At 52.9% G+C, this 9221-nt stretch carries 12 protein-coding genes; 6 read left to right on the top strand and 6 right to left on the bottom strand.

Annotation, left to right across the window (positions count from 1 at the left end; genetic code table 11):
• Positions 1-15: 15 nt before the first annotated feature.
• Positions 16-570 (top strand): gamma carbonic anhydrase family protein, encoded by a 555-nt coding sequence (locus K6R05_RS02350; protein ID WP_222924929.1) that lies wholly within the window; start codon positions 16-18, stop codon positions 568-570.
• On the opposite strand, the gene K6R05_RS02345 is transcribed toward K6R05_RS02350, so the two are convergent.
• Genes K6R05_RS02345 through dprA form a run of 6 tightly spaced genes read right to left on the bottom strand, consistent with a single transcriptional unit; the run spans position 537 to position 4331 of the window.
• Positions 537-794, bottom strand: a complete 258-nt coding sequence (locus K6R05_RS02345) for a DUF1488 family protein (RefSeq protein ID WP_161736882.1) — start codon at positions 792-794, stop codon at positions 537-539. The two genes, K6R05_RS02350 and K6R05_RS02345, sit on opposite strands and share 34 nt — an antisense overlap.
• The gene (gene aroE, locus K6R05_RS02340) at positions 791-1609 is read right to left on the bottom strand and encodes a shikimate dehydrogenase (RefSeq protein WP_222924928.1); all 819 of its coding nucleotides are present in this window, start codon (positions 1607-1609) and stop codon (positions 791-793) included. The genes K6R05_RS02345 and aroE overlap by 4 nt, the downstream gene beginning before the upstream one ends.
• 3 nt (positions 1610-1612) lie before the next feature.
• On the bottom strand, positions 1613-2185 hold the full coding sequence (tsaC, locus tag K6R05_RS02335) for an L-threonylcarbamoyladenylate synthase type 1 TsaC (RefSeq protein WP_161736880.1): 573 nt from the start codon (positions 2183-2185) through the stop codon (positions 1613-1615).
• Between the two features lie 3 nt (positions 2186-2188).
• The gene (locus K6R05_RS02330; protein WP_161736879.1) at positions 2189-2737 is read right to left on the bottom strand and encodes a DNA topoisomerase family protein; all 549 of its coding nucleotides are present in this window, start codon (positions 2735-2737) and stop codon (positions 2189-2191) included.
• Positions 2738-2761: 24 nt separating this feature from the next.
• Entirely contained in the window at positions 2762-3235 is a 474-nt protein-coding gene (gene smg / locus K6R05_RS02325) for a DUF494 family protein Smg (protein WP_013359228.1), read from the bottom strand.
• Complete coding sequence (gene dprA / locus K6R05_RS02320; protein ID WP_222924927.1) at positions 3207-4331, bottom strand: DNA-protecting protein DprA; 1125 nt, start codon at positions 4329-4331, stop codon at positions 3207-3209. Before dprA ends, smg begins: the two co-directional genes overlap by 29 nt.
• Before the next feature lie 115 nt (positions 4332-4446).
• Between dprA and def the strand changes: the two genes are divergently transcribed.
• The 5 genes from def (at position 4447) to mscL (ending at position 9205) form a co-directional block, all read left to right on the top strand.
• Entirely contained in the window at positions 4447-4959 is a 513-nt protein-coding gene (def, locus tag K6R05_RS02315; protein ID WP_013359230.1) for a peptide deformylase, read from the top strand.
• A 20-nt stretch (positions 4960-4979) separates the two neighbouring features.
• A complete protein-coding gene (gene fmt / locus K6R05_RS02310) occupies positions 4980-5924 on the top strand; it encodes a methionyl-tRNA formyltransferase (protein WP_161736877.1) in 945 nt (314 codons plus the stop codon).
• A gap of 49 nt (positions 5925-5973) precedes the next feature.
• Positions 5974-7275 (top strand): 16S rRNA (cytosine(967)-C(5))-methyltransferase RsmB, encoded by a 1302-nt coding sequence (gene rsmB, locus K6R05_RS02305; protein WP_222924926.1) that lies wholly within the window; start codon positions 5974-5976, stop codon positions 7273-7275.
• A gap of 18 nt (positions 7276-7293) precedes the next feature.
• A complete protein-coding gene (gene trkA, locus K6R05_RS02300) occupies positions 7294-8670 on the top strand; it encodes a Trk system potassium transporter TrkA (RefSeq protein WP_013359233.1) in 1377 nt (458 codons plus the stop codon).
• 124 nt (positions 8671-8794) lie between these two features.
• Positions 8795-9205 carry a large-conductance mechanosensitive channel protein MscL gene (gene mscL / locus K6R05_RS02295; protein ID WP_033734108.1) on the top strand — a complete coding sequence of 137 codons (411 nt, stop codon included), beginning with the start codon at positions 8795-8797 and terminating at the stop codon, positions 9203-9205.
• Positions 9206-9221 lie beyond the last annotated feature (16 nt).

Below are 9221 nucleotides of genomic sequence, written 5' to 3'. Positions count from 1 at the left end.
ACAAAGGAGAACAAGATGACTTCCGCCCTACGTCCCTATAAAGATCTTTTCCCGCAAACTGGCCAGCGCGTGATGGTCGATCCAAGCAGTGTTGTCGTCGGTGATGTGATTATGGAGGATGATGTGAGCATCTGGCCGCTGGTTGCGATCAGGGGTGATGTGAATCAGGTCCGCATTGGTGCCCGTACTAATGTGCAGGACGGCAGTGTTCTGCACGTCACACATAAATCAGCCGCCAACCCGCTGGGCTTTCCTCTTATTATTGGCGAGGACGTCACCGTCGGGCATAAAGCGATGCTACACGGCTGTACCATTGGCGATCGCGTGCTGGTCGGAATGGGATCGATTCTGCTGGATGGCGTAATAGTAGAAGAAGAGGTGATGATTGGTGCCGGAAGCCTGGTGCCGCCCGGTAAAAGACTGGAGAGCGGCTATCTCTATCTGGGTAGCCCGGTAAAGCAGGTCAGGCCGCTGAATGACAGTGAGAAGGAAGGTCTGCGCTATTCCGCCAATAACTATGTTGGCTGGAAAGAGGATTATCTGGCGGGAGATAGCCAGACCCAGCCCTGAGCATCCACGTTATCCTGACGAACAGCCGCTTCGGCCTCATCTTCCAGATCCCAACGATGGTGCCGAAACAGCGCCATCGCCTCCCCTTTACCAAAACGTGAAGCCAGCGAATCGCGGCTGATTGCACAATTCAGCCGCATGCCATTGACCAGTACTGGAAAACAGACTGCGTTTAGTTCAGCGTCATAGGTTTCCTCATCCGGGAACTGTATCGCCTGATTCATGGCTGCATGTTCTGCTTAAGCTGAGCAATCACCGGCGTGATTTCCGGCATCACACCGTGCCATAGATAGAAGGAATGCGCAGCCTGCCCCACCAGCATCCCCAGTCCATCGGCCAGATGATGAGTCCCCTGCGCCTGACACCCGCATAAAAAAGGCGTTAGCCCGCTTTGGTAAAACATGTCATAACAGCGCACATCTGAATGGATTACTTCTGCAGGTAAAGGAGGCGTTTCTCCATTCACACCACTTGACGTGGCGTTGATGATCAGATTAAAGCGCTGATCCGTCAGTTGCTCAAAACCAGATGCCCGGATACTCCCGCTCGCGCTAAACAGGTTCGCCAGCTCTTCAGCGCGCGCGGCTGTACGATTGACGACGGTAAGCGTCACGCCTGCTGAAAGCAGCGGCAGAATGACACCGCGAGCGGCCCCGCCCGCTCCCACCAGCAAGACATTATCGCCAGCGTTGATCATATTTAGCCGTTCAAGATCGCTTAACAAGCCGATACCATCCGTGTTGTCTCCCAGGATTTGCCCATCACTGAGCTTTTTGACGGTGTTTACCGCACCGGACAGAGCTGCACGTTCGCTGAGCTGATCGGCAAATTCCCATGCCTGCTGTTTGAAAGGTAACGTCACGTTGGCACCACGACCTCCCTGCTCGAAAAAAGCAGAAAGCGATTGAGGAAAACCATCAACCGGGGCACAGATGCGACCATAGCAATGTTCAATGCCCGTCTGCTCAGCAAAAGCCTGATGGATTAGCGGCGATTTACTGTGGCTGATCGGATTACCGAAAACGGCGAAGTGATCCATAAATTAACCCTGACGTATAAGTTCGCCGCTGATGACATCGCGGATTTCAGAAGGATTGAGTCGTCCACCCGTTTTACCCGCCAGAACCGGGAACGGCTCACCAAACTGCTGCTTCACTTCTTCTGCTGTGCGGCAGGGAGGGAGGCCTGACAGATTTGCGCTGGTCGAGACCAGCGGTTTGCCAAACGCGCGGCATAGCGCCTGAACATCCGGATGATCACTGACGCGAATGGCCAGTGAATCAAACTGTCCGGTAAGCCAGCGAGGCGTTTGTGGCGGTACCGGTACGACAAAAGTCACCGGGCCGGGCCAGCGGGCAAACATCCGCTCCCGCTGGATTACAGAAAGTTCGCGCGCCGAGATGTAAGGCTCAAGCTGACTGTAATCAGCCGCAATGAGGATGAGCCCCTTCTCTACCGGGCGCTGTTTGAGTGCCAGCAGGGCCATAACGGCAGATTCACTGTCAGGGTCACAGCCCAGACCAAATACGGCTTCCGTAGGATAGGCGATGACCGCCTGACGATTCAGATGCTCTAAACAGGTCTCAAGTGAATCGGCGAGGTGTTGATTTTCCATGGTCTATGAATTCTCTTCAGCGATGGCTTTGCCACAACTCTTACTGGCGCAGAAGCGCTTAACGCCCTGAGCCGTCTTTTTCTCAACTAACAGCGGATACTCACAATAAGGACAGATTCCGGCAACGGGTGTCAGATTGACGACAAACTGACAGGCCGGATAACGATCGCAGGAGTGAAACGTTTTGCCATAACGGGAACGCCGCTGAACTAACCGGCCTTCATGGCACTGTGGGCAGGCCAGCGAGGTTTCATCCGGCTTATCGATGGTTTCTGTGTATCCGCATTCCGGATAGAGGCTGCAGCCGATGAACATGCCAAAACGCCCCTGCCGCAACACTTTATCCGCACCGCATTCAGGACAGGCATGGCCTTGCAGCACTTTGACCACATGGCCATCGGCCTGACCTTTTAAAGGTCGGATGTAGTCACAAGCCGGGTAGTTCGTGCAGCCCAGAAAAGGACCGTGTTTACCGGAGCGGATAACCAGTTCTGCCCCGCAAGCGGGGCAGGGATCCTGTTTACGCACGGTGAAGAGTGCAGCTTTACTCATAGCGATCAATGCATGAAAGGAAATTTAATGCAGCATACCTTCATTGGCGTCGAATAGCAGTTCTTCCATCTGCTGATAGGCATTTTCACATCCCGGGATGTTGAACAACACCATCAGCACCACCCATTTGAGATCCTCAAGGTCAAACTCAGAGGTATCCAGCGCCATGATACGTTCGATGACCATTTCACGGGTTTCCAGGTTCAGCACCTGAATCTGCTCCAGGAACAGCAGGAAACCACGGCTGTCAGCATCTAAACGTTTGCTCTCTTCATCGGTATAAATACGCATGGAGAGCGGATCATTTGTCAGTAAAATTGGTTCTACCAGTCCTTCCTGATAGTCAGCCAGTCTTTCTAACCAGTTCAGCGCACTGTAAACATCTTCACGATGGAACCCGGCATCCGTCAGGTCGTCTGTCAATCTGTCCTGATCAACACCCATTTCTGCTTCGTTGTGGATATATGTTTCAAACAAGTACATCAGTACGTCGAACATGGCATGCCCTCCTCAATCGGACATAGCCGCCGGGTACAGCTGCGATCCATCCTGCTAACTCCAGTTCCAGCAACTGAGCTGAGATAACTGGCACAGATTGGCCGGCACGTTCAGCGACAACGTCAACAGGTGTAACATCATCTCCTACGTTAGCCAACACATCAGCAAATGGCAATGGAGCATCGTCCCTCACCTCAGAATAAATTTCATCCGCCTGAGCCACAGGTAGCCAGTTAAGTGCATTTGCCAGATCTTCTACGATGTTATTGGGATGAGCCACCAGCAGCGCGCCCTGCTGAATCAGCCAGTTTACGCCTTCGCTTAACGGGTTGCCGAGTGCGCCAGGTAAAGCATAGACATTGCGATTTTGCTCCAGCGCATAACGGGCCGTCACCAGTGAGCCACTTTTCAGCGAGGCTTCTACCACCAGCACACCGTGGCTCAGGCCGCTAATGATACGATTGCGGCGTGGAAAATTAAGGGGATGCGGTATGGTCGTCAGTGGAAACTCAGAAACGATAGCACCGCCCTGCTCGACGATCTCGGCGGCAAGGCCTGTATGGTTTTTGGGATAGAGACGCTGCAATCCGCTTCCTAACACTGCCACCGTTTTACCGCCCACGTTGAGTGCGGCCTGATGTGCAACGCCATCAATACCCCGCGCCAGTCCGCTGGTGATAGTCAATCCGCCCGCGCTTAAATGCTGGGTAAACCAGTCACACCAGTAACGACCATAGTGGGAGCTGTTTCGGCTCCCCACAATGGCTAACTGTGGTGTAGTGATAACGGCAGGATCGCCATCAATATAGAGCAGGGGCGGAAAACGATTGGTTTCTTTAAGACGGGCTGGATAAGCTGCATCCAGAGCGGTAATCAGATGATGAGCCGGACTCTGCGCCAGCCAGGAACAGACTTGCTCAATATTTTTTTCATTAAATTCATAATATTGCTGCCGCTGGCTGGCGTCTAACCCAAGCCGGATAAGCTGCTCATCGTCTGCCGGTCCGGCACCTGTCTGCTGCGCCACGTCAACCCAGCGTTTCCCTGTCATTCCGGTGACGGCAGCCAGCCGCACATACTGCCCTATTTTGTCCATCTCCTGCTCCCTGATCGCCCTTGCTTCCTGCCGCACAATGCTGTCAATCAGGCCTCGAAAAGTCTACAATATGAGGCAGTAATCTTTTCTTAACCGAATACAGATCTGGATATTTATGTCAGTTTTGCAGGTATTACATTTCCCTGACGAGCGTCTTCGCAAAGTCGCCGCGCCCGTTAAAGAAGTTAACGCAGACATTCAGCGTATCGTTGATGATATGTTCGAGACGATGTATGCCGAAGAAGGTATAGGTCTTGCGGCTACGCAGGTCGATATTCATCAGCGCATTATCGTGATTGATGTCTCTGAAAGTCGTGAAGAGCGTTTAGTCCTGATCAACCCTGAGCTGCTGGAAAAAAGCGGCGAAACCGGTATTGAAGAGGGTTGCCTCTCTATTCCGGAACAGCGCGCATTTGTTCCACGTGCCGAGCGGGTAAAGGTTCGCGCCCTTGATCGTGACGGTAAAAGTTTCGAGCTGGAAGCCAGCGAGTTACTGGCCATCTGCATCCAGCATGAGATTGATCATCTGGAAGGCAAACTGTTTATTGATTATCTGTCGCCTCTGAAGCGGCAACGAATCAAAACTAAATTAGAGAAACTGGCGCGTCAGAACGCGCAGGCTTCCTGAGAGCTTAAGAAGGGATAAACGTGTCTGCCCCGCTAAAAATCATCTTTGCCGGCACACCTGACTTCGCAGCGCGTCATCTTGACGCGCTGCTTGCTTCTGAACATCAGGTTATCGGCGTATTCACCCAACCTGATCGTCCTGCGGGTCGCGGTAACAAACTCACCCCAGGCCCGGTCAAAACGCTGGCGCTGTCACATGACATTCCGGTTTATCAGCCGAAGTCTCTGCGACCTGAAGAAAATCAGCGACTGGTCGCTGATCTGAAGGCAGATGTGATGGTAGTTGTGGCCTACGGATTGATTCTGCCCAAGGCCGTGCTGGATATGCCACGTCTCGGCTGTATCAACGTTCATGGTTCGCTGCTGCCGCGCTGGCGCGGAGCCGCGCCTATTCAGCGCGCTCTGTGGGCTGGCGACAGTGAAACCGGCGTGACCATTATGCAGATGGACGTCGGTCTGGATACTGGCGATATGCTGCATAAGCTCGCTTGTCCGATTACTGCCCACGATACCAGTGCAACGCTCTATGACAAGCTCGCGCAGCTTGGTCCACAGGGGCTGCTGGATACGCTGACCTTACTGAGCACACAGCAGGCTTCACCTGAAAAACAGGATGAGACTCTGGCCAACTATGCTGAGAAGCTTAGTAAAGAGGAGGCGCGTCTTGACTGGACACTCTCAGCAGAACAGCTCGAACGCTGTATTCGCGCGTTTAACCCGTGGCCGATGAGCTTTTTCACCATTGATGATCAACCCGTAAAAGTCTGGCAGGCAAGTGTCCTGCCTCACTGCGATCGTTCGCTGGGTGAAATAATCAGTGCGGATAAGCATGGCATACAGGTAGCGACGGCTCAGGGTGTACTTAATCTGCTGCAGTTACAGCCCGCCGGTAAAAAACCGATGTCGGCTCAGGATCTTCTCAACTCGCGCCGGGAATGGTTTGAACCTGGAACCCTTCTGGACTGACTCTCAGGCCCGGTCACTCACCGGGCCTTTTGTTTGATGACAAAACCTTATGACTAAATCAATCAACCTGCGTAGCCTCTCCGCTCAACTTATTGAGCGCGTTGTCGACAAGGGCGAATCCCTGAATACGGCACTCCCCGCCGCCCAGAAAAAACTCTCTGACAAAGATAGCGCGTTAGTGCAGGAAATCTGTTTTGGCGTATTGCGCACATTGCCGCAGCTGGAAGCGCTAATCGGCAAACTGATGGAGCGTCCACTGACAGGCAAACAGCGGGTTCTGCACTATCTGATTATGGTCGGTCTTTATCAGCTGGAATATACCCGCGTACCTGCCCATGCCGCACTGGCAGAAACCGTCGCGGGCGCCGAAGTCCTGAAGCGTACCAGCCTGAAAGGCTTATTAAATGGTGTATTACGCCAGTTTCAGCGCCAGCGGGAAGAGCTGCTCGCCAGCATTCAGGATGGCCCACAGCGTTATCTGCATCCGGGATGGCTGCTAAAGCGATTGCAGCATGTCTGGCCGGAACAGTGGCAACAGATTGTGGAAGCCAATAATCTGCGTCCGCCGATGTGGCTGCGGATTAACCGTCAGCACCAGGATCGTGACGCGTGGCTGCACAAGCTGGTTGAAAGTGGCAGGAATGCACAACCGGCTGACGACGTGCCGGATGCGCTGCGGCTTGACGCCCCTGCCCCCGTCAGTCAGTTACCTGGGTTTGATCGGGGTTGGGTAACCGTGCAGGATTTGTCCGCTCAGCGCTGTGCGTTACTGCTTGAACCGCAAAACGGCGAACAGATCCTGGATTTATGCGCGGCTCCCGGCGGCAAAACGACCCACATCCTTGAAATCGCGCCGGAAGCCCATGTAATGGCCGTCGACGTGGATGCGCAACGCCTTAAACGCGTGGAGGAGAATCTGCAGCGACTGGGCATGAAAGCAGACATTAAACAGGGTGATGGACGGACGCCGCAGCAGTGGTGCGGTAATCGTCAGTTTGACCGGATTCTGCTGGATGCGCCCTGCTCTGCAACCGGTGTTATCCGACGCCATCCCGACATTAAGTGGCTGCGTCGCGATCGTGATATCGCTGAGCTGGCAAAGCTTCAGAGCGAAATTCTTGATGCTATCTGGCCACACCTTAAACCCGGCGGTACGCTGATTTATGCGACCTGCTCTATCCTGCCAGAAGAGAATCATCAGCAGATAGACGCTTTCCTGCAACGCCAGCACGACGCCCAGGCGGAACCGTTGTGGGATGCGTCCGCTAACGGGTTGCAGGTATTCCCGGAAGCCGAGGGCGGAGATGGTTTCTTCTACGCTAAGCTGATAAAGAAATCGGGTACAAACTGAGATGAGTATTGATAAGCGATGAAAATAATCATTCTGGGTGCAGGACAGGTTGGCGGAACCCTGGCAGAAAATCTGGTAGGTGAGAACAACGACATCACGGTTGTCGATACTGACTCTTCGCGCCTGCGTCATCTGCAGGACAAATTCGATCTGCGCGTGGTTCAGGGTCATGGTTCCCATCCGAGAATTTTGCGTGAGGCGGGTGCAGAAGATGCCGACATGCTGGTTGCTGTAACCAACTCGGATGAAACCAACATGATCGCCTGCCAAATTGCTTATTCGCTTTTCAATACGCCGAATCGCATCGCCCGTATCCGTGCGGCCGACTATCTGCGTGATGCAGACAAGTTGTTTATACCTGAAGCAGTGCCTATCGATCATCTGATCTCCCCTGAGCAGTTGGTCATCGACAACATTTACCGTCTGATTCAGTATCCTGGCGCATTGCAGGTGGTTAACTTTGCTGAAGGAAAAGTCAGTCTGGCAGTGGTAAAAGCCTATTATGGCGGGCCGCTGGTGGGAAATCCGCTCTCGATCATGCGTGAGCACATGCCACACATTGATACGCGCGTAGCCGCTATATTCCGCCAGGATCGCCCTATTCGTCCGCAGGGTTCAACCATCGTAGAAGCCGGTGATGAAGTGTTCTTCATCGCTGCCAGCCAGAACATTCGTGCGGTGATGAGTGAAATGCAGCGGCTGGAGAAACCTTATAAACGGATTATGCTGGTCGGTGGCGGCAACATCGGTTTCGGTCTGGCGCAGCGGCTTGAGAAGCACTACAGCGTTAAGCTGATTGAGCGGAATCCCCAGCGCGCAGCGGAACTCGCAGAACATCTGCATGACACCGTGGTGTTTTATGGCGATGCGTCCGATCAGGAGCTGCTCGCTGAAGAACACGTTGAGCAGGTCGATCTGTTTATCGCCGTCACCAACGATGATGAAGCCAACATCATGTCAGCCATGCTGGCGAAAAAGATGGGTGCGAAAAAAGTGATGGTACTGATTCAACGCCGCGCTTACGTCGATCTGGTCCAGGGCAGCGTCATCGATATCGCTATTTCCCCTCAGCAAGCCACAATCTCGGCTCTGCTGGGTCATGTGCGCAAAGCGGATATCGTAGGCGTTTCATCATTACGACGCGGTATTGCAGAGGCGATCGAAGCGATAGCGCACGGTGACGAGTCGACGTCACGCGTTGTGGGTCGTTCGATTGATGACATCAAACTGCCGCCAGGGACCATTATTGGCGCAGTCGTTCGTGGTGATGATGTGATGATTGCCAATGATAACCTGCGTATTGAACAAGGCGATCATGTCATCATGTTCCTGACCGACAAGAAATTCGTGTCAGATGTGGAACGCCTCTTCCAGCCGAGTCCGTTTTTCCTGTAAATGCCGCTTTTACAGGCTAACTCTGAATGCTGCATGCAAAACTGCCGCTTAATTGGCTGTGTTGATGGCAAAAACAGTGAGGTTTGTTAGACTTTATGGCGTTGGCTTGGGCAAGGAGATAAGTATGAGTTTAATCAAAGAGTTTCGTGATTTCGCAATGCGCGGCAACGTAATGGATTTAGCCGTGGGTGTTATCATCGGTGCAGCATTCGGTAAAATCGTTTCATCATTAGTCGCTAATATCATCATGCCACCATTAGGCTTGCTGATCGGTGGAGTCGATTTCAAATCATTCGCATGGGTTCTTAAGCCCGCAACAGGCGATGCGCCAGCTGTTGTTATGCAGTACGGTATCTTCCTTCAGACCATCTTTGATTTCGTCATTATCGCTTTCGCGATCTTTATGGCGATTAAGTTGATGAATCGTCTGTATAAGAAAAAAGAAGTGGAGAAGCCGGTTGCTAAACCGTCTAATGAAGAAGTTTTACTGACTGAAATCCGCGATCTGCTGAAACAGCAGAACACCCGGGTATAGTGAATAAGCCGCCTCA

It is taken from the genome of Pantoea alfalfae (genome assembly GCF_019880205.1).
GTDB lineage: Bacteria > Pseudomonadota > Gammaproteobacteria > Enterobacterales > Enterobacteriaceae > Pantoea > Pantoea alfalfae.
Note: the sequence above shows the minus strand (reverse complement) of the source record. Positions and strands in the feature narration are given on the sequence as shown.

Coding starts and splice junctions, on each gene's coding strand:
- K6R05_RS02350 (WP_222924929.1), top strand. CDS start 16: ATGACTTCCGCCCTACGTCCCTATAAAGATCTTTTCCCGCAAACTGGC.
- K6R05_RS02345 (WP_161736882.1), bottom strand. CDS start 794: ATGAATCAGGCGATACAGTTCCCGGATGAGGAAACCTATGACGCTGAA.
- aroE (WP_222924928.1), bottom strand. CDS start 1,609: ATGGATCACTTCGCCGTTTTCGGTAATCCGATCAGCCACAGTAAATCG.
- tsaC (WP_161736880.1), bottom strand. CDS start 2,185: ATGGAAAATCAACACCTCGCCGATTCACTTGAGACCTGTTTAGAGCAT.
- K6R05_RS02330 (WP_161736879.1), bottom strand. CDS start 2,737: ATGAGTAAAGCTGCACTCTTCACCGTGCGTAAACAGGATCCCTGCCCC.
- smg (WP_013359228.1), bottom strand. CDS start 3,235: ATGTTCGACGTACTGATGTACTTGTTTGAAACATATATCCACAACGAA.
- dprA (WP_222924927.1), bottom strand. CDS start 4,331: ATGGACAAAATAGGGCAGTATGTGCGGCTGGCTGCCGTCACCGGAATG.
- def (WP_013359230.1), top strand. CDS start 4,447: ATGTCAGTTTTGCAGGTATTACATTTCCCTGACGAGCGTCTTCGCAAA.
- rsmB (WP_222924926.1), top strand. CDS start 5,974: ATGACTAAATCAATCAACCTGCGTAGCCTCTCCGCTCAACTTATTGAG.
- trkA (WP_013359233.1), top strand. CDS start 7,294: ATGAAAATAATCATTCTGGGTGCAGGACAGGTTGGCGGAACCCTGGCA.
- mscL (WP_033734108.1), top strand. CDS start 8,795: ATGAGTTTAATCAAAGAGTTTCGTGATTTCGCAATGCGCGGCAACGTA.